The organism is Cronobacter turicensis (assembly GCF_041222865.1).
In the GTDB taxonomy this organism is placed as follows: Bacteria; Pseudomonadota; Gammaproteobacteria; order Enterobacterales; family Enterobacteriaceae; genus Cronobacter; species Cronobacter turicensis.
Map to the genome: position 1 here is coordinate 2,029,745 of NZ_CP165997.1, position 17,097 is coordinate 2,046,841.

At 60.1% G+C, this 17,097-nt stretch carries 19 protein-coding genes; 8 read left to right on the forward strand and 11 right to left on the reverse strand.

Features of this window, described 5'->3' with window-relative positions:
- Window positions 1–147 precede the first annotated feature (147 nt).
- Both umuD and umuC read left to right on the forward strand, forming a co-directional pair.
- Window positions 148–567 carry a translesion error-prone DNA polymerase V autoproteolytic subunit gene (gene umuD / locus AB8W27_RS09740; protein WP_041923583.1) on the forward strand — a complete coding sequence of 140 codons (420 nt, stop codon included), beginning with the start codon at window positions 148–150 and terminating at the stop codon, window positions 565–567.
- 1 nt (window position 568) lies between these two features.
- The gene (umuC, locus tag AB8W27_RS09745) at window positions 569–1,837 is read left to right on the forward strand and encodes a translesion error-prone DNA polymerase V subunit UmuC (protein WP_015741346.1); all 1,269 of its coding nucleotides are present in this window, start codon (window positions 569–571) and stop codon (window positions 1,835–1,837) included.
- Between the two features lie 74 nt (window positions 1,838–1,911).
- Here umuC and AB8W27_RS09750 read toward each other — a convergent pair whose 3' ends face one another.
- Window positions 1,912–2,319: an ASCH domain-containing protein gene (locus AB8W27_RS09750; RefSeq protein ID WP_015741345.1), complete on the reverse strand. Its 408-nt coding sequence runs from the start codon at window positions 2,317–2,319 to the stop codon at window positions 1,912–1,914.
- A 509-nt stretch (window positions 2,320–2,828) separates the two neighbouring features.
- Here AB8W27_RS09750 and mdtJ point away from each other — a divergent pair.
- Window positions 2,829–3,188: a multidrug/spermidine efflux SMR transporter subunit MdtJ gene (mdtJ, locus tag AB8W27_RS09755; protein WP_015741344.1), complete on the forward strand. Its 360-nt coding sequence runs from the start codon at window positions 2,829–2,831 to the stop codon at window positions 3,186–3,188.
- Window positions 3,175–3,504, forward strand: coding sequence for a multidrug/spermidine efflux SMR transporter subunit MdtI (gene mdtI / locus AB8W27_RS09760; protein ID WP_015741343.1), 330 nt, complete (start codon window positions 3,175–3,177; stop codon window positions 3,502–3,504). The genes mdtJ and mdtI overlap by 14 nt, the downstream gene beginning before the upstream one ends.
- 40 nt (window positions 3,505–3,544) lie before the next feature.
- On the opposite strand, the gene AB8W27_RS09765 is transcribed toward mdtI, so the two are convergent.
- The 3 genes from AB8W27_RS09765 to AB8W27_RS09775 form a co-directional block, all read right to left on the reverse strand.
- Window positions 3,545–4,366 carry a serine protease gene (locus tag AB8W27_RS09765; RefSeq protein ID WP_041923582.1) on the reverse strand — a complete coding sequence of 274 codons (822 nt, stop codon included), beginning with the start codon at window positions 4,364–4,366 and terminating at the stop codon, window positions 3,545–3,547.
- Between the two features lie 390 nt (window positions 4,367–4,756).
- The gene (locus AB8W27_RS09770) at window positions 4,757–6,241 is read right to left on the reverse strand and encodes a carboxypeptidase M32 (protein WP_041923581.1); all 1,485 of its coding nucleotides are present in this window, start codon (window positions 6,239–6,241) and stop codon (window positions 4,757–4,759) included.
- A 73-nt stretch (window positions 6,242–6,314) separates the two neighbouring features.
- Window positions 6,315–7,565 carry an MFS transporter gene (locus AB8W27_RS09775; RefSeq protein ID WP_041923580.1) on the reverse strand — a complete coding sequence of 417 codons (1,251 nt, stop codon included), beginning with the start codon at window positions 7,563–7,565 and terminating at the stop codon, window positions 6,315–6,317.
- Between the two features lie 119 nt (window positions 7,566–7,684).
- Between AB8W27_RS09775 and AB8W27_RS09780 the strand changes: the two genes are divergently transcribed.
- The 3 genes from AB8W27_RS09780 (at window position 7,685) to bioD (ending at window position 10,737) form a co-directional block, all read left to right on the forward strand.
- On the forward strand, window positions 7,685–8,617 hold the full coding sequence (locus AB8W27_RS09780) for a LysR family transcriptional regulator (protein ID WP_041923579.1): 933 nt from the start codon (window positions 7,685–7,687) through the stop codon (window positions 8,615–8,617).
- A 94-nt stretch (window positions 8,618–8,711) separates the two neighbouring features.
- The gene (gene mlc / locus AB8W27_RS09785) at window positions 8,712–9,929 is read left to right on the forward strand and encodes a sugar metabolism global transcriptional regulator Mlc (RefSeq protein ID WP_041923578.1); all 1,218 of its coding nucleotides are present in this window, start codon (window positions 8,712–8,714) and stop codon (window positions 9,927–9,929) included.
- Window positions 9,930–10,044: 115 nt separating this feature from the next.
- Window positions 10,045–10,737 (forward strand): dethiobiotin synthase, encoded by a 693-nt coding sequence (gene bioD / locus AB8W27_RS09790; protein ID WP_015741337.1) that lies wholly within the window; start codon window positions 10,045–10,047, stop codon window positions 10,735–10,737.
- A gap of 138 nt (window positions 10,738–10,875) precedes the next feature.
- On the opposite strand, the gene osmV is transcribed toward bioD, so the two are convergent.
- The 4 genes from osmV to osmY are packed head-to-tail and all read right to left on the reverse strand — an operon-like array spanning window position 10,876 to window position 14,313.
- Complete coding sequence (gene osmV, locus AB8W27_RS09795; protein ID WP_007761455.1) at window positions 10,876–12,021, reverse strand: osmoprotectant ABC transporter ATP-binding protein OsmV; 1,146 nt, start codon at window positions 12,019–12,021, stop codon at window positions 10,876–10,878.
- Window positions 12,021–12,668, reverse strand: a complete 648-nt coding sequence (gene osmW / locus AB8W27_RS09800; protein ID WP_015741336.1) for an osmoprotectant ABC transporter permease OsmW — start codon at window positions 12,666–12,668, stop codon at window positions 12,021–12,023. The genes osmV and osmW overlap by 1 nt, the downstream gene beginning before the upstream one ends.
- Window positions 12,669–12,677: 9 nt before the next feature.
- Window positions 12,678–13,583, reverse strand: coding sequence for an osmoprotectant ABC transporter substrate-binding protein OsmX (osmX, locus tag AB8W27_RS09805; protein ID WP_041923577.1), 906 nt, complete (start codon window positions 13,581–13,583; stop codon window positions 12,678–12,680).
- A gap of 16 nt (window positions 13,584–13,599) precedes the next feature.
- On the reverse strand, window positions 13,600–14,313 hold the full coding sequence (gene osmY / locus AB8W27_RS09810; protein WP_041923576.1) for an osmoprotectant ABC transporter permease OsmY: 714 nt from the start codon (window positions 14,311–14,313) through the stop codon (window positions 13,600–13,602).
- 328 nt (window positions 14,314–14,641) lie between these two features.
- Here osmY and AB8W27_RS09815 point away from each other — a divergent pair, with 328 nt between their 5' ends.
- The gene (locus tag AB8W27_RS09815) at window positions 14,642–14,977 is read left to right on the forward strand and encodes a GlpM family protein (protein WP_015741333.1); all 336 of its coding nucleotides are present in this window, start codon (window positions 14,642–14,644) and stop codon (window positions 14,975–14,977) included.
- Here AB8W27_RS09815 and dmsD read toward each other — a convergent pair.
- The 3 genes from dmsD to AB8W27_RS09830 are packed head-to-tail and all read right to left on the reverse strand — an operon-like array spanning window position 14,974 to window position 17,095.
- Window positions 14,974–15,582: a Tat proofreading chaperone DmsD gene (dmsD, locus tag AB8W27_RS09820; RefSeq protein ID WP_015741332.1), complete on the reverse strand. Its 609-nt coding sequence runs from the start codon at window positions 15,580–15,582 to the stop codon at window positions 14,974–14,976. The two genes, AB8W27_RS09815 and dmsD, sit on opposite strands and share 4 nt — an antisense overlap.
- Window positions 15,583–15,627: 45 nt before the next feature.
- Window positions 15,628–16,476 (reverse strand): DmsC/YnfH family molybdoenzyme membrane anchor subunit, encoded by an 849-nt coding sequence (locus AB8W27_RS09825; protein ID WP_041923575.1) that lies wholly within the window; start codon window positions 16,474–16,476, stop codon window positions 15,628–15,630.
- 1 nt (window position 16,477) lies between these two features.
- A complete protein-coding gene (locus tag AB8W27_RS09830; RefSeq protein ID WP_015741330.1) occupies window positions 16,478–17,095 on the reverse strand; it encodes a DMSO/selenate family reductase complex B subunit in 618 nt (205 codons plus the stop codon).
- Window positions 17,096–17,097: the final 2 nt, after the last annotated feature.

Consider the following 17,097-nt stretch of genomic DNA (forward strand, 5'->3'; position numbering starts at 1 on the left):
CATACCGCTCAACAAACCCGCACAAACTGGCCGTTCTCCAGGCAATTGCGCCGCTTCGCTTAAAAATAGGGTTGTCAGAACAGTACAAATCAAACTACTGTATATAAACACAGTAAATAACAACATAATGAATGGATGGAGCACGCCATGTTAATGATGCGTCTCTTGCCACAACCTGATGCCGAGGGGTTGCCGCTGTTCCTTGAGAAAGTGGCCTGCGGATTTCCGTCGCCCGCTCAGGATTACGTCGAAAAGCGCGTGAGCCTTGACGCGCACTGCATTGTGCACCCGAACGCCACCTATTTTTTGCGGGCGTCCGGGGAGTCGATGAACGGCGCCGGGATCGAGGATGGCGATTTGCTGGTGGTGGACAGCGCCCTGAAGCCGCAGGAAAACGACATTGTCGTGGCCGCGCTAGAAGGGGAGTTCACCGTCAAAACCCTGCGGCTGCACCCGGTGGCGCAACTGGTGCCGATGAACCCGGATTTCGCGCCGATCCCGCTCGTCGGCGATGCCGACGTGGTGATTTTCGGCGTGGTGACCTGGGTGCTGAAGAAGAGGCGCTGAGATGTACGCGCTGGTCGACGTGAACAGTTTTTATGCCTCCTGCGAGATGGTGTTTCGCCCGGATCTGCGGGATAAACCGGTCGTGGTGCTGAGCAATAACGACGGCTGCGTCATTGCGCGCAGCCGTCAGGCCAAAGCGCTCGGCATCACCATGGCGGAGCCGTATTTCAAACAGCGCGCGCTCTTTGAGCGTCACCGCGTGGCGGTCTTCAGCTCCAATTACGCGTTTTACGCCGACATGAGCAAACGCGTGATGGATATTCTCGAAGAGATGGCGCCGCAGGTGGAGATCTACTCGATCGACGAGGCGTTTGTCGATCTGCGCGGCGTCAGTAATGTGATGTCGCTGACCACGTTTGCTCAGGAGATCCGCGACCGCCTCTGGCGCGAAACCCATCTGCCGGTCGGCGTGGGCATTGCGCCGACCAAAACGCTCGCCAAGCTTGCCAATCTCGCCACCAAAAGGTGGCCAAAATCGGGCGCGGTGGTCGATCTCTCCGATCCGGCCCGGCTGCGCAGGGCGCTGGCGCATTTTAAGGTGGAGGATGTCTGGGGCGTCGGGCGCAGGCTCAGCAAAAAGCTGACGGCGATGGGCATTGAGACCGCGTTTGATCTCGCCAACAGCCCGGCGTGGGTGATCCGCAAAAATTTCAACGTGGTGCTGGAGCGCACCGTGCGGGAACTGCGCGGCGAACCCTGTCTGGCGATGGATGAATTTGTCGCGGCGAAACAGCAGATCGTGTGCAGTCGTTCGTTTGGCTACCGGGTCACGGATTATCAGGATATGCGTCAGGCGGTCTGCGCCTGGGCCGAGCGGGCCGCGGAAAAGCTGCGTCAGGAGCATCAGTTCTGCCGCCAGGTGGCGGTGTTTATCCGCACCAGCCCGCATGACGAGCCGGACGACCGCTACAGCAATCAGGCGCTCTGCCAGGCGCTGACGCCCACCAACGACACCCGCGAGATCGTGCGGCTGGCGGTAAGCGCGCTGGACGCCATCTGGCGCGAAGGGTATCGCTACATCAAAGCGGGCGTCATGCTGGGGGATTTTTTCAGTCAGGGCGTGGCGCAGCTTAATCTTTTCGACGAGCACCCGCCGCAGCCCAACAGCGCGCCGCTGATGCATCTGCTTGATGAATATAATCGCTCAGGCCGGGGAAAGCTCTGGTTCGCAGGCCAGGGGATCGTAAAACCCTGGGCGATGAAGCGCGACTTTCTCTCGCCCGGCTACACCACACGTTTCAGCGAGCTGCCGCGCGCGAGTTTGTGGTGAGGGTAGCTGGCGCGAAGCAGCATCCGGCATCGTAAGGCTCACAGGTTAAGGTGTTTCTGAACGTCGTAATAAACTCAGCACCGCTCTGTCAGTTCGAATTCCTCAAACATCAGCGGCATGTCGGGAGAGAAACAGCTGGCGCGGGTGAAAAACGCTTCATGCTCATTGCGCCAGTAAGCGAGGCTTAAATCGCCTTCGCCTTCCAGAGCGGCGAGCTGTTCGGTGACGTCGCAGAAGTTCACCAGACGCAGCGTGTGGGTGCGGATAACGCACAGCGGCTCGCCCGCGCCGTTGAGAATAATATGATAATCGCCCGGCAGGGTCGGGTCGGCATCCTGCCGCCAGGCGTGATAATCGCTGCAGGTGGCGCGTTTGGCGCCGTGCGCCACCAGCGCGCCCAGCTCGTCCGCCATGTGCGGTGAGTCGCCAAAGCCCCAGGCCCGCGCGCCGGGATATTTCTGTTGCAGCTCGTCTACGGTCATTCTGATACTTCCCTGTTAAATTAATGTAAGAAAATAGCATATCGTGAAAATAGAAAGCCAGCTAATGATTATTTAATCGTCTCGTGTGATTAATTAAGCTGGCCGGTAAAATAAGACGCTGTTTTTTCCCCATTAAAGCAGTTAATCGTGCCGTAAAGTAGTGTAAACGAGTTGAGAAAAGTCTAACGGCATGGTTTAATTCGGGCGTGTTTGACTACCGAGGCCAATTTTGATCCGCAACGACGAGAAGCAAGACCGCGGATAAATTGAAAGATTATGGACAACCTGTTCAATTGTTTTATTGCACTGTTTTACGTTTTTTCCAGCCCTTTCCCATCCAGCCTTCTTTGCGGTGAACAGCACTGGCGCACAGCGCTTTAGTCAGCCTCTCTCTTTAATTTCGTTTCAGGCCATGCTTGTACGCCTGTCGCTATTTTAGTCATTTTTAATGACGCGTATTTACGCGCCATCAAACAGGCCTGTGTATTTTTTCAGGCGGGAGAGAGACCATGTTTTACTGGATTTTATTAGCATTAGCGATCGTGTCAGAAATTACCGGGACGCTGGCATTAAAATGGGCAAGCGTAGGCGGTGGCCACGCCGGATTTATTTTAATGCTGGTGATGATTTCCCTTTCTTATATTTTGCTGTCTTTTTCGATTAAGCGCATTGCGCTGGGCGTGGCATACGCTCTGTGGGAAGGTATCGGGATTGTTTTAATTACGCTCTTTAGCGTGCTGCTGTTTAACGAAACCCTGACGCTGCAAAAAGCGCTGGGTCTGCTGGTGTTAATTGCCGGGATTTTGCTGATCAAAACCGGCACCCGCACCGTAACCCGCAAAGCAGAGGTGCGTCATGTCGCAGGTTGAGTTACAGCATATTCTCTGGCTGCTGCTGGCTATCGTCCTCGAAATTGTCGCCAATATCTGGCTGAAGTTTTCTGACGGTTTTCGCCGTCCGGTGTATGGCGTGGCGTCGCTCGCGGCCGTACTGGCCGCCTTCAGCGCGCTGGGGCAGGCGGTGGAAGGCATCGACCTGGCGGTGGCGTACGCGCTGTGGGGCGGTTTCGGGATCGCTGCGACGGTAGCGGCAGGCTGGATAATGTTCGGCCAGCGTCTTAACCGCAAAGGCTGGGCGGGGCTTGGGCTGCTGCTGGTGGGGATGGTGATCATCAAGCTGGCGTAAGCCGTAAAGAAAGAGAAAGGGGCGCTGAGCGCCCCTTTTTTTATTCGCTCGCCAGCGCTTCGAGGCGCTCGCGAAAACCGGTCACTGAAATCGCGCGGTTATCGGCGCGCCAGCGGTCTTTGGCGGCGGGGGCCGAGCTCTGTACGCCAATCAACTGCCAGCCGGTGTCGGTGTGCAGCATCAGCGGCGAGCCGCTGTCGCCGGGCAGCGTATCGCACTGGTGCGCCAGCACGTTGCGCTGCGCCCAGCCGGTGATAAGACAATCCTGATGGCTGTAGAGCGCGTCGAGATGATCTTCCGGGTAGCCGGACTGCGTCACACGCCGTCCGGTGGCCTTCAGCGCGCGGTTCAGGGCCGCGCGATCGCCTTCGAACAGCGGCAACGGCGTCAGGCCCGAGGGCGGATTACGCAGGATAATCAACCCGAAATCTTCAGGCGCGGCGGAAGACGGCACAATCCAGCCTTCGCCGTCGGCTTTCAGCTTATGTCCGAGCGACGGCGACACGCGTCCTTCAATGCTGTGAATTTCGTAGCGCCACTTACCTTTTTGGGCAACAAAACGCAGCGCGACCGCGCGATCGGGCGCGCCGTCCGGCGGTGAGAGCAGACAGTGCCCGGCGGTTAGCGCCAGATGCGGGGAGATAAGCGTGGCGGTACACAGGTTGCCGCTCTCGGTTTCGAGCTGCCCGATGGCGTCCCAGGGAGAAGCGGCGGCGTCCGGTACGGGCGTGCGGTCATCGTGGCCAAAAAAGAGAGTCTGGACGTCACTGGCCGCTTCGGCCGCGTCATCGCCCTCGTCGGCGTGCGTAATAAAAGCAGGTAATAATAGCGATCCCAGTAACAAGAAAACGGTTTTGCGCATATCACTCTCTGGTGGGGCAATTATGATTATTAAAGTAACCCTGTGAGGTAACTATAGACGTGACGCGAGCAAAGTGAGAATAAAATCAGCGTGCTAGCGACGTTTACCAGTAAAAAAAGATCGTCAGCGCGCCACATAACAGCAGTAACGTCAGGATTATCTCAAACTGATAACGGCGGATCATGTCGGGCCTCCGGAAACGCAGCCCGCGCGTCCGGCGCAACGGCGACGCGCGTGCCTGAGCGCGCAGGCCTGACAAAAGCGGCGAAGAAAAACGGCGGGGCGTGAAGGGACTATAACGGCGCGACGGGGCGGGCGTCCGTAGGTGATTAGTATCGGCGTGTAACGGAATGTACACACCGGGCGCGCGGCCCGGTGTGTACAACGGCGTCAGAGGTAGCGCGCCGTCAGGTGATCGCGGAAATAACGCGGGTTGAGATCGTCGCCGGTGGCGTTAATCATCAGCTGCGAGGTGGTAAAGCGGCTGCCGTGCTGCCATACCGACTGGCGCAGCCAGTCGAACAGCGCGCGCAGATCGCCCGCGGCAATCGAGGCATCCAGGTTCGGCAGCGCCTGGCGCGCAGCGTGGAAAAGCTGAGCGGCATACATCGCGCCGAGCGTGTACGACGGGAAGTAGCCAAAGCCGCCATCCGTCCAGTGGATATCCTGCATACAGCCGTCGCGGTAGTTGCCGGTGGTGGAAATCCCCAGCCACTGCTGCATTTTCTCATCCCACAGGGCCGGGATGTCGTCCACCTCGATATCGCCGTCGATCAGCGCACGCTCAATCTCATAGCGCAGCACCACGTGGGCCGGATAGCTCACCTCATCAGCATCGACGCGGATAAAACCCGGCTTCACGCGCTGGTTCCAGGCCAGATAGTTCTCTTCCTCAAACGCCGGTTGCTGACCGAAACGTGAGACCACCTGCGGCAGCAACAGCTTCAGGAATGGACGGCTGCGCCCGAGCTGCATCTCGAAAAACAGGCTCTGGGATTCATGGATAGCAGTAGAGCGAGCCAGCGCCACCGGCTGGCCCGGCCATTCGCGCGGCAGGTTTTGTTCGTAGCGGGCGTGGCCGGTTTCGTGGATCACGCCAAACAGCGCGCTGAAGAGTTCGTTTTCATCATAGCGCGTGGTGATGCGCACATCTTCCGGCACGCCGCCGCAGAACGGGTGCGCGCTGACGTCCAGCCTGCCGCCGTCGAAATCAAAGCCGAGCAGGCGCATGGCTTCAAGCCCCAGCTCGCGCTGCTGCGCCACCGGGAACGGCCCCTGCGGCGCGGTGAGTTCGGTGCGCTCCTGTTTTTCCACCGCGCGGGCGAGGAGATCCGGCAGCCAGCCGCGCAGATCGCCAAACAGCGTATCGAGGCGCGCACTGGTCATGTCTGGTTCAAAGATATCGAGCAGCGCATCGTAGCGCGAACAGCCTTTGGCTTCCGCGCGGATGGCGGCCTCTTCACGGCTCAGCTTTACCACCTCTTTGAGGTTTTCCGAGAAGCCGTCCCAGTCGTTGGCCGGACGCTGGCTGCGCCAGGCGTGTTCGCAGCGGCTGCCCGCGAGCGATTTGGCCTCGACCAGCGCTTCGGGCAGCAAGGCGGCCTGCTGGTAATGGCGCTGCATTTCGCGCAGGTTCGCCTGTTCGAGATCGTTTAAGTCTTCCTGCTCCGCGCCGCGCAGCCACTCAGCCATTTTTTTATCAGTCAGGATCTGATGCTGCAGCACGCTCAGTTCCGCCAGGGCTTCGCCGCGCGCGCGGCTGCCGCCCGGCGGCATCATGGCGAACATATCCCAGCTTGCGATAGCTGAGAGATGAGAGAAGCGGGAAAGCCGCAGGAACGTGCGGCTAAGCTGTTGATAGTTTTTGTTTTCCATAAGGCCTCGTGACGTTGTCGGCAAGCTGAAAAGGTAGCACTAACCCTGACGAAACACGAGGCCTGGCGGGCGATTAGCGGACGCGGCGATGCAAACCGCTGCCGACCAGCAGCGCCAGCACCAGCAGCAGCGCGATAAACCCGCCGACGCCGTTCCAGCCGTAGCGGTGCCAGAACAGCCCGCCGAGCGTGCCCGCAACGCTTGAGCCTAAGTAATAGCTGAACAGATAGAGCGAGGACGCCTGGCCTTTGGCGCGCCGCGCCCGCGGGCCAATCCAGCTGCTGGCGACGGAGTGAGCGGCGAAGAATCCGGCGGAGAAAAGCAGCATACCCGCGAAAATCAGCCACAGGGATGAGAACAGTGTGAGCAGCAAGCCGCACAGCATGATGCCGGTAAAGCCGAGCATCACCGGGCCGCGCCCGAAGCGCGCGGTCATCGCGCCCGCTTTCGGCGAACTCCAGGTGCCGGTGAGATAAGCGACCGACAGCAGGCCCACCGCCGCCTGGCTTAAGTGCCAGGGCGAGAGCATCAGCCGGTAGCCGATGTAGTTAAACAGCGTCACAAACGCGCCCATCAGCAGAAAACCTTCGGCGAACAGCAGCGGCAGGCCGTCGTCGCGCCAGTGCAGGCGAAAGTTAATCAGCAGCGTGCGCGGACGTAGCGACGAGGCGCGAAAATGACGCGAGGCCGGGAGGATTTTCCAGAACATCAGCGCCGCCGCCAGCGCAAAGCAGCCGATAAAGGCCATCGCCACGCGCCAGCTGAAGAAATCGGTGATAACCCCGGTCAGCAGACGGCCGCTCATCCCGCCAATCGAGTTGCCGCTGATGTAGAGACCCATTGAGAACGCTACCATGCTGGGGTGGATCTCTTCGGAAAGATAGGTCATGCCGACGGCCGCCACGCCGCTCAGCGACAGCCCAATCAGCGCGCGCATCAGCAGAATGCCGTGCCAGCTGTGCATCATGGTGGCGAGCAGGGTGCAGATGGAAGCCAGCAGCAGGGCGGTGACCATTACATTTTTGCGCCCAATAGCGTCGGAGAGCGGCCCGGTGAACAGCAGCCCCACAGCCAGCATTCCCGTTGAAACCGAAAGCGAAATACTGCTGGCGGCGGGCGTGACGCCAAATTCCTGCGACAACACCGGGAGAATGGGCTGTACGCAATACAGCAGGGCGAACGTGGCGAGACCGGCGGAGAAGAGCGCGAGCGTGACGCGCATAAAAGCGGGCGTGCCGCGTTTGATGTACGTTACCGGCGCGGCAATCACAGCATCGTCAGCTGCCTGCGCCGGGGCGGCGCTGACGGTAGGGGTACGACTCACAGCATATCCTTACGTAATATCCCCGCGATTGCTGGCTGCGGGTGAGGCACACACGAAGAGTAGAAAGCGGCGAATCATCTGTCTAATATATTAATAATCTCAAATAATACGTATTAAATATGAATATCGAACTGCGTCATCTTCGCTACTTCGTGGCGGTGGCCGAGGAGCTGCATTTTGGCCGCGCCGCCGCCCGGCTGAATATCTCCCAGCCGCCGTTAAGCCAGCAGATCCAGGCGCTGGAAGCCCAGACCGGCGCACGGCTGCTGGCCCGCACCAACCGCAGCGTCAGCCTCACGGCGGCGGGCCGGCAGTTTCTCGCCGACAGCCGCCAGATTTTAAGCGAGGTCGAGGCCGCGGCGGTGCGCGCCGCGCGGCTGCATAACGGCGAGACCGGCGAGCTGCGCATCGGTTTTACCTCGTCGGCGCCGTTTATCCGCGCCATTTCCGATACGCTCTCCGTGTTTCGTCGTCGCTACCCGGATGTGCATTTGCAGACGCTTGAGATCAACACCCGTTCGCAGATAGCCCCGCTGACCGAAGGGCGGCTCGATGTGGGGCTGCTGCGCAATACGCCGCTGCCGGAGACGCTCGCCTGGCAACTGGTGCTGCGCGAGCCGCTGCTGGCGCTGATCCCCTGCGATCATCCGCTCGCCGCGCGCGAGGCGGTGTCATTAAGCGAGCTGGCGGGCGAACCGTTCGTCTTTTTCGATCCTCACGTCGGCACCGGGCTGTACGACGATATTCTCGGGCTGCTGCATCGTTACGGCGTACAGCCGCGCATCACGCAGGAGGTGGGCGAGGCGATGACGATTATCGGGCTGGTGGCGGCGGGGCTTGGCGTGTCGATTCTTCCGGCGTCGTTTCAGCGCGTGCGGCTGGAGGAGATGCGCTGGGTCAGGCTGCAGGAACCAGACGCGATTTCGGAAATGTGGCTGGTCTGGGCGCGCTATCGGGAGCAAAGCGCCGCGGCACAGCGTTTCATTTCTCTGCTTAATGGGGCGGCGCAGAGGCCGGAAACAGCGGCGAATCCCCGTAAAAATGTGCGGTAAATCACAAGGCTAAGTAAAAATTTGACGCGCCCTGGCGAAGTGATTCACCATAGCCGAATGTTTATTTCGAAGCGCGAAAATAAGGGAGTGGAACGTGGTTGCTGACAGTCAACCGGGCCATATCGATCAGATAAAACAGACCAATGCGGGCGCCGTGTATCGCCTGATTGATCAGCTTGGCCCGGTATCACGTATCGATCTTTCCAGACTGGCGCAACTCGCCCCGGCCAGCATTACCAAAATCGTGCGCGAAATGCTTGAGGCGCATCTGGTTCAGGAAACGGAAATCCAGGAGCCGGGCAGCCGTGGGCGACCGGCGGTAGGGCTGGCGGTGGAAACCGACGCCTGGCACTACCTGTCGGTGCGCATTAACCGCGGCGAAATCAACCTGGCGCTGCGCGATCTCAGCAGCAAACTGGTGGTGGAAGAGCAGCTCGACCTGCCGTTGCAGGACGCCCGCCCGCTGCTCGATCGCATTATCGACCATATCGATCGCTTTTTTATCCGCCATCAGCGCCAGCTGGAGCGGCTGACCGCCATCGCCATTACGCTGCCTGGCGTGATTGATACCGAACACGGGCTGGTGCGCCAGATGCCGTTTTACGATATTACGGATATGCCGCTCGGCGCGGCGCTGGAGGCTCATACCGGCGTGCCGGTGTTCGTCCAGCACGACATCAGCGCCTGGACGATGGCCGAGGGGCTGTTCGGCGCCTCGCGCGGCGCGCGCGACGTGATTCAGGTGGTTATCGATCATAACGTCGGCGCGGGCGTCATCACCGATGGCCGCCTGCTACACGCGGGCAGCAGCAGCCTGGTGGAGATTGGCCACACTCAGGTCGATCCTTACGGTAAGCGCTGCTACTGCGGCAATCACGGCTGTCTGGAAACCATCGCCAGCGTCGACAGCGTGCTGGAGCTTGCCCAGCAGCGAATGAACCAGTCGATGGGCTCGATGCTGCACGGCCAGCCGCTCGGCGTGGAATCGCTGTGCGACGCGGCGCTGGCGGGCGATCTGCTGGCGCGCGACATTATTCTCGGCGTCGGGGTTAACGTCGGGCGCATTCTCGCCATTATGGTCAATCTGTTTAATCCACAAAAAATTCTGATTGGTTCGCCGCTTAACCGGGCGTCCGATATTCTCTTCCCGGCGATTGCTGACGCCGTTCGCCAGCAGTCGCTGCCCGCCTACAGCCGGAACATCAGCGTGGAAAGCACTCAGTTCTCAAACCGCGGCACGATGGCCGGGGCGGCGCTGGTGAAAGACGCGATGTATAACGGTTCGTTGTTGATTCGCCTGTTGCAGGGCTGACAACTTTTCTCTGATCCACTAAAAATTGCGCTATCTCAAGCTGACCCTGAAAGTCTTCTTTTAGACTTTTGCCACTGGATCATTCTCTTTAACACAATGGCAGATGGAGTCAGCGATGCTTAAGCGCGTCTTTATTACCGGTACAGATACCGCCGTCGGAAAAACGGTGGTGTCCCGCGCCCTGTTACAGGCGCTGGCCGCCACCGGCAAGCGCGTGGTGGGCTATAAGCCGGTGGCGAAAGGAAGCAAAATCACGCCGGAGGGGCTGCGGAACAAAGATGCCCTGGTGCTGCAAAGCGTGTCCACCCTGACGCTGCCGTATGAGGCTATCAATCCCATCGCGTTCAGCGAAGAAGAGAGCAGCGTGGCGCACAGCTGCGCCATTAACTATTCGCTGCTGTCAAACGGCCTCGCGCAGCTGTGTGAACAGGCGGATCACGTCGTGGTGGAAGGCACCGGCGGCTGGCGCAGCCTGATGAACGATTTACGCCCGCTCTCCGACTGGGTGGTGCAGGAGCAATTACCGGTGCTGATGGTGGTCGGCATTCAGGAAGGGTGTCTGAACCATGCGCTGTTAACCGCACAGGCGATTGCGAGCGACGGCCTGCCGCTGGTGGGTTGGGTGGCGAACCGTATCAATCCGGGGCTGGCGCATTACGCCGAAATTATCGAGGTGTTAAGCCAGAAATTGCCTGCGCCGCTTATCGGTGAATTACCGTATCTGCCGCGCGCCGAGCAGCGCGAGCTGGCGAAGTGGGTGGATGTGACGCGGCTTGGCGCGCCCGATCCGTTGCGCGCCGCGGTGTGAGTGGTTTTATGGCGGGTGCGCTGCGCTTACTCACCCTACGGAACCAACGGTGAGGGAATAATGTAGGGCGGGTAAGCGCAGCGCACCCGCCGTTTTACCTACGACTTTGCCGTTTTACATGCGCACCCGTCGTGTTACTTATCCCTCGTGAATATTGAGCGCCCGTCGCGTGCGGCCGGAGCTGAGATAATCGGCGATATAATCCTGCGAAATCTCGCCGCTGTAGCGGCCCTCTTCATCCACGATCGGCATCCAGACCGTGTTGTGCTCGTAAAGGCGCGATAACACCACGCGCAGATTATCTTCCGCTTTGCCGGTCACCCGGAACGGATGGGCGATATCGGCGCAGACGCCTGTCGCGCCACGCGCTTCACGGCGTTTTACAAACCCCAGCGGCTTCTCGTTTTCATCCACCACCGTCACGGAACGCATATCGTTGTCGTCCATCAGCGCGAACGCCTGCGCAAGCGGCGTCGAAGTGCGTACCGTAATGGTCGGCTGTTTGTCGGTCACATCGCCCGCCTGGATCAGCAGCAGGCGTTTCAGCGTGCGATCCTGGCCCACGAAAGAGCCGACAAACTCGTTGGCCGGTTTCGCGAGCAGCTCGTCGGGGCTGGCGCACTGAATGATTTTCCCCTGGCGGAACACCGCAATGCGATCGCCAAGCTTCAGGGCTTCGTCGATGTCATGGCTCACCAGCATCACCGTTTTCTTCAGCTGACGCTGCATCTCCAGGAACTGGTTCTGGATGACCTCGCGGTTAATCGGGTCGACCGCGCCGAACGGTTCATCCATCAGCAGCACCGGTGGATCCGCCGCCAGCGCGCGGATAACGCCGATACGCTGCTGCTGACCGCCGGACATCTCTTTCGGGTAGCGGCTCAGGAAGCGTTTTGGATCCAGCGCCACCATCGCCATCAGCTCGGTCGCGCGCTCCTTGCAGCGCGCTTTATCCCAGCCCAGCATCCGCGGCACCACGGTGATGTTTTCTTCAATGGTCATATTCGGGAACAGACCAATCTGCTGGATGACGTAGCCGATATTGCGGCGCAGCGTGACGGTATCGAGATCGGTCGTGTCTTCTCCGTTAATGAAAATCTTGCCCCCGGAGGGCGCTATCAGCCGGTTAATCATCTTCAGCGTCGTGGTCTTGCCGCAGCCCGACGGACCGAGCAGCACGCACATTTCGCCTTCCGGCACGTTCAGGTTGACGTTATCGACGGCGTTAAACGTCTGGCCGTTCTTCTGCACAAACTGTTTGGTGAGGTTTTCAAGTTTAATCATTAGCGGATCCCCTTAGGCGTCAGCACAACCTGCAAGCGGTGCAGTAACCAGTCCAGAATAATGGCCAGTAAACAGATCATCAGCGCACCGGCGATAAGCATACGAATGTCGCTCCCGCCAATGCCGTTAAGCAGCAGTAACCCCAGACCGCCTGCGCCGATAACGGCGGCGATCGCCATCACACCGATATTCATCACGACGGCAGTGCGGATGCCGCCGAAAATCACCGGCAGCGCCATCGGGATTTCCACCCAGCGCAGGCGCTGCCAGAACGTCATGCCGATACCGCGACCGGCTTCGCGAAGCCCCGGCGGCAGGCTGTCGAGCGCGGTGTGGGTGTTACGCACAATCGGCAGCAGCGAATAGAGAAATACGGCGGTGATGGCGGGCAGGGCGCCGATGCCCTGACCTATCAGCGAGAAAAGCGGGATCATCAGCCCGAACAGGGCGATAGACGGAATGGTCAGCACCAGCGTCGCCAGCCCAAGCACCGGCGTGGCGAGCCATTTGTGGCGCACAATCAGAATGCCGAGCGGCACGCCGATAATAATCGCCAGGCCCACCGCCAGCAGCACCAGCCACAGATGCTGGAACGTGAGGCTCGCCAGGAAACCGGCGTTATCGATCATATAGTGAATGGTCTCCATCATCCCTCCTTAAAGCAGGCCTTTGTCGCGCAGGAAGTCGCGGGCGACCTGTTGCGGCGTCTGGTGATCGATATCCACCTTCGCGTTAAGCGTGGTGATAGTGTCATTATCCATCAGGCCGGAGATCGTATTCAGCGCGTCCTCAAGCCCCGGATTCGCCGCCAGCGTATCCTTGCGCACCACCGGCGTGACGGCATAACTCGGGAAAAAGCCCTTGTCATCTTCCAGCACTTTTAAATCGAACCCTTTCACGCGCCCGTCGGTGGCGTAAACCAGGCCCGCGTCCACAAAGCCATCGCGGATAGCGTTATAGACCAGCCCCGGATCCATCTGACGGATCTGCGGGCGGTCGAGCGGCATGTTGTACGCCTGTTGCAGCGGCTTCATGCCGTCGCTGCGCCCGTAAAACTCCAGATCGAGCGCCAGCATCCAGTTCTTGTCCGGATCGGTTTTGCGCACCTGTTCGATTTTCTCCGCCAGTTGCGAGATCGTCGAAATATGCTCCTCTTCGGCGCGCTTACGCTGCATCGCGAACGCATAGGTGTTATTCATGCTGGCGGGTTTCAGCCATACCAGGCCGAGCTTCGCGTCGAGTTGTTTCACCGTGTTATAGGTTTCCTCGGGCGTCATCCGCTTGTTGATATGGTTGAAGATAATCAGCGACGTGCCGGTGTACTCCCAGGTCATATCCACCTGTTTGTTGATCATGGCGTTGCGTGAAATCACCGTGGCGATATTGGTGCGCGGCTCCACCTGAAAGCCTTTCTTTTGCAGGTACAGCACCGTCATGGCGGAGAGAATATGTTGCTCGGTAAAGCTCTTGGTGGTCAGCACCAGCGGCGCGGCCTGAACGGTCGTTGTTGCCAGCAGCAGGCCAGCGGCGGCAATGGTCAGCCAGCGATTCAGCAGGGTCATCGGAAGCTCCTTATCATCAGGCGGTATGCGGACTGAGCACGCGGCCCAGCGCGGCGAGCGCCATATCCAGAATCAGCGCGAACAATGCCGTCGCGGCGGCGCCAAGAATGAGCGTCGGGAAATCGTTCAGGTAGATGCCCGGGAAAATCAGTTCGCCGAAGCTGCTGGCGCCGATAAGAAAGGCGAGCGGCGCGGTGCCGACGTTAATGGCGGTGGCGATGCGAATGCCCGAGAGCATCACCGGCCAGGCGTTCGGCAGCTCCACCTGCCATAGCCGCTGGCCTTTGGTCATGCCGATGCCGTTGGCCGCTTCAATCAGCGACCCCGGCACCGAGCAAAGCCCGGCGTAGGTGTTACGCACAATCGGCAACAGAGAGGCGAGGAACAGCGCCACGATAGCCGGTTTATCGCCGATGCCAACAACCACCATCGCCAGCGCCAGTACCGCCAGCGGCGGCAGGGTATTGCCGACGTTAAAGATCTGCATCGCGTATTCCGCAAAGCGGCGCGCGGCCGGGCGGCTTAAGAGAATGCCGCTCGGGATACCGACGGCGAGCGCCAGCGCCATGGAGCTGAACACCAGAATCAGATGCTGTTTACCCAGATAAAGCAGGTCTTCGCGGCGGGCGGCGATGGTTTGAGGGCCGATGCCCCAGACCAGCAATCCGATGACCACCGCGAGTCCGGCCAGCGCCCCGATGGCGCGTAAACTCAGTGAGGCTTTCTGCATGAGGCGTTGTCTCCCTGGTGCACGTTTTATGGCGATGAGGATCGCCTGTTGTTATGCCGTGTGTCGGCAGGGTGTATTGAGCTATAGCAACCGGGCGGGAAGGATTCCACATGAGGTAACGTTTAGCCGATCAATGATTTACCCCGGAAATTAACGGTTTCCCCTTATCCCGCCTCGCTTGAGCGGCCCGACAGAGAATTATCTTAAAAGCGAAGGAGAATAAGTGACACCGTAACAAAAGAGACCGCTGCGGTGAAAAAATCCCGGCGTAGCGCGCAGTTATGGTAGGGTCGGAAAAAACCGAAACCAGAAGACGGAACGTAAAACGATGGGGCTGTTGATAAAAGCGCTGCTCGGCGCGGCTGTCGTGGTGCTGATAGGGATGCTGTCGAAAACGAAAAACTATTACCTCGCCGGGCTGATCCCGCTCTTTCCGACCTTCGCGCTGATTGCCCACTATATCGTCGTCACCGGGCGCGGCGTGGAGGCGCTGCGCACGACGGTGATTTTCGGGATGTGGGCCATCATTCCTTACTTTGTCTATCTGGCCTCGCTGTGGGTGCTAAGCGGGATGGTCAAAGTGCCCCTGGCGCTCGGCGGCGCGGTGGCGTGCTGGTGCCTGAGCGCCTGGCTGTTAATCGCGTTGTGGGGCCGCTTTCACTAACGGTAAAGCGGTTTTTGCGAAACCGGCATCAGCAGCGCGCTGCGCCAGTGGGCAAGCGTCGCGCGGGTCAGCCCACCCAGCGCCACGTAAAACGGATGCTGCGCCTGCGCGCAGAAGACCTCCAGAAAACGCGGCGCGAACGGCAGCAGATGCCAGGCCAGCAGCTCGTCCAGCTCACGGGTTTTTCCCTGCTCCGCGAGCCAGGCGGCCAGCAGCAACAGCAGACCGATATGATCCGCAGGCTCCTGAAGCGGCGTTTCAAAAGCGATGGCGTTCTCACGCAGCCAGCCCTGCAATGCAAGCGTGGAGTCGCCAAACAGGACCGACTCGCGATCGAGCCAGACCGATCCCCAGGGCGGCGCCGGCAGCGCGTGCGGACCGATGAAAAGCCGCTGCCACGCCTGCGCCAGCGTTTCGTCCCCGGCGTAGCGCGCGCGAAACCCTGCCACGCATGCGGCATCGAACGCACAGGGCCATTCCCGCTCCCAGCCTGGCGCGCGCAGCGCGTCAACAATGGCGCGCGCCTCGGGAGCCTCCGGCGAGTAATAAAAGAGCGCCCCCAGAATGCGGGCGCTACAGGCGATATCCGTTAATTTCTGTTCCACTGCGTCACTGTCCTGAAAAAGCCGGGCGGCGGGGCCGCCCGGAGATTATCCCGCAACGGCCATGCCGACCGTCATATGCAGACCATAAAAGAGGCCGCGGCCGATAAGCTCGCCCACCAGCACCAGCGCAAACCCCGCCGCCAGCCCCCACGGGCGCGGCGGCACGCGGCGCGCCAGCGGGCAGAGCCAGCAGCCGATGCCGAGCGCCAGCAACACCATGCGCCACGCCTGCCAGAAGCCGTAATCCGGCAGCAGGGCGCTCGCCTGTTGGACGGAGCTGTGAATGCCCGCAAGACCCGCGCTCTGCATCAGCGCCGCCGCCAGGCTTACCGCCAGCGCGAGCACGCACACCACCGCGAACGCCCGCGGGCCAGCAACGCCCGCGCCCGCCAGCAGGAGCGCGCCGAGCAGCGGCCCGCCGAGGAATGCCGTCAGGAAAAAGCCGAGCGTGGTGTAGCCGTTATGCCAGGTCGGCACCGTGTTTATCTGATACACACGGGTCATCGCGAAAATAAACAGCACGCCGAGCGCCATCGCCACGATGAGCCAGATTTTCCCGAGCGTCTGCGGCATTTTCCCGAGCGCCGCCACCAGCCACCACAGCCCGCCGACCGCGAAAAACAGCGATCCGCTGGCGATTTCATTACTGAGCGGCGAGTGGCCGAGACGGTTCAGGGAATTAAACGCGCGCAGCGGCGAGCCGAGATGCATCACCGAGGCGAGAAACGCGATACCCATTAAAACCCACAGAAAAAACATGGCGCGCACAATGCGCGTGCGTTCATCCTGACTGCCAGCAAACCACGCCAGCCCGGTGACGATAAGCCCGCCCGCCACGCACTGGCCGAGCACGGTGAATAACACCAGCGGCCATTCATGCCATCCGCTTCCCATTTCAGACCTCCTTCGGATTCGCCAGTTTGCCGGTGGTGTCACCGGTCGGGCGGCTGTTTGCATTGGGTTTAATCACGATATTCGGGCGGGTAAAGTGCGCGGCGGGCAGCGGCGCGACCTGCGCCAGCGAACCGTACTTTTTACGCAGCTCCTCAATCGGCGCCATATCCAGCGCGCGCAGCGGGCAGGATTCGACGCAAATCGGTTTTTTGCCCTCAGCGAGGCGTTCATAGCAGCCGTCGCATTTGGTCATATGCCCTTTGGCCGCGTTGTATTGCGGCGCGCCGTACGGACAGGCCATATGGCAGTAGCGACAGCCGATACAGACGTCTTCATTCACCACCACAAAGCCGTCTTCGCGCTTGTGCATCGCGCCGCTCGGGCACACTTTGGTGCAGGCCGGATCCTCACAGTGGTTACAGGCTATTGAGAGGTAATAGGCAAAGACGTTTTGATGCCAGACGCCGTTATCTTCCTGCCAGTCGCCGCCTGCGTATTCATAGATGCGGCGAAAGCTGACATCAGGGGTGAGATCTTTGTAATCCTTGCACGCCAGCTCGCAGGTTTTACACCCGGTGCAGCGGCTGGAATCGATATAAAAGCCATATTGTGTGGTCATCA

Coding starts and splice junctions, on each gene's coding strand:
- umuD (WP_041923583.1), top strand. CDS start 148: ATGTTAATGATGCGTCTCTTGCCACAACCTGATGCCGAGGGGTTGCCG.
- umuC (WP_015741346.1), top strand. CDS start 569: ATGTACGCGCTGGTCGACGTGAACAGTTTTTATGCCTCCTGCGAGATG.
- AB8W27_RS09750 (WP_015741345.1), bottom strand. CDS start 2,319: ATGACCGTAGACGAGCTGCAACAGAAATATCCCGGCGCGCGGGCCTGG.
- mdtJ (WP_015741344.1), top strand. CDS start 2,829: ATGTTTTACTGGATTTTATTAGCATTAGCGATCGTGTCAGAAATTACC.
- mdtI (WP_015741343.1), top strand. CDS start 3,175: ATGTCGCAGGTTGAGTTACAGCATATTCTCTGGCTGCTGCTGGCTATC.
- AB8W27_RS09765 (WP_041923582.1), bottom strand. CDS start 4,366: ATGCGCAAAACCGTTTTCTTGTTACTGGGATCGCTATTATTACCTGCT.
- AB8W27_RS09770 (WP_041923581.1), bottom strand. CDS start 6,241: ATGGAAAACAAAAACTATCAACAGCTTAGCCGCACGTTCCTGCGGCTT.
- AB8W27_RS09780 (WP_041923579.1), top strand. CDS start 7,685: ATGAATATCGAACTGCGTCATCTTCGCTACTTCGTGGCGGTGGCCGAG.
- bioD (WP_015741337.1), top strand. CDS start 10,045: ATGCTTAAGCGCGTCTTTATTACCGGTACAGATACCGCCGTCGGAAAA.
- osmV (WP_007761455.1), bottom strand. CDS start 12,021: ATGATTAAACTTGAAAACCTCACCAAACAGTTTGTGCAGAAGAACGGC.
- osmW (WP_015741336.1), bottom strand. CDS start 12,668: ATGGAGACCATTCACTATATGATCGATAACGCCGGTTTCCTGGCGAGC.
- osmX (WP_041923577.1), bottom strand. CDS start 13,583: ATGACCCTGCTGAATCGCTGGCTGACCATTGCCGCCGCTGGCCTGCTG.
- osmY (WP_041923576.1), bottom strand. CDS start 14,313: ATGCAGAAAGCCTCACTGAGTTTACGCGCCATCGGGGCGCTGGCCGGA.
- AB8W27_RS09815 (WP_015741333.1), top strand. CDS start 14,642: ATGGGGCTGTTGATAAAAGCGCTGCTCGGCGCGGCTGTCGTGGTGCTG.
- AB8W27_RS09825 (WP_041923575.1), bottom strand. CDS start 16,476: ATGGGAAGCGGATGGCATGAATGGCCGCTGGTGTTATTCACCGTGCTC.
- AB8W27_RS09830 (WP_015741330.1), bottom strand. CDS start 17,095: ATGACCACACAATATGGCTTTTATATCGATTCCAGCCGCTGCACCGGG.